This is a genomic window from Pseudomonas sp. Ant30-3, from assembly GCF_000690905.1.
Classification (GTDB): domain Bacteria; phylum Pseudomonadota; class Gammaproteobacteria; order Pseudomonadales; family Pseudomonadaceae; genus Aquipseudomonas.
This window is the reverse complement of sequence record NZ_JMCL01000215.1, coordinates 1-449: the sequence shown is the minus strand read 5'-3', so window position 1 is coordinate 449 and position 449 is coordinate 1. Positions and strand designations below refer to the sequence as shown.

Annotated in this window: 1 rRNA gene; it reads left to right on the top strand. The window is 47.7% G+C overall.

From position 1 onward, the window contains the following. Nucleotides 1-324 precede the first annotated feature (324 nt). Nucleotides 325-449, top strand: a 16S ribosomal RNA gene (locus DU29_RS01000000130720); the annotation flags it as partial.

The following is a 449-nucleotide window of genomic DNA, read 5'->3' as shown; positions in this document are numbered from 1 at the left end:
GTAGAATTCGCCTCCCGCTAACGAGAGATCGGAAGCGCAAGTGGTTGAAGTTGTTAAGGATTTCCAAGCGAAACTTTGAAAACTTCTTAAAATAACCGCTTGACAGAAACACGGAGCGCTGTAGAATGCGCGCCTCGGTTGAGACGAAAGATCTTAACCAACCGCTCTTTAACAACTGAATCAAGCAATTCGTGTGGGTGCTTGTGGAGTCAGACTGATAGTCAGCAAGATTATCAGCATCACAAGTTACTCCGCGAGAAATCAAAGATGTAACCAACGATTGCTGAGCCAAGTTTAGGGTTTCTTAAAAACCCAAAGATGTTTGAACTGAAGAGTTTGATCATGGCTCAGATTGAACGCTGGCGGCAGGCCTAACACATGCAAGTCGAGCGGCAGCACGGGTACTTGTACCTGGTGGCGAGCGGCGGACGGGTGAGTAATGCCTAGGA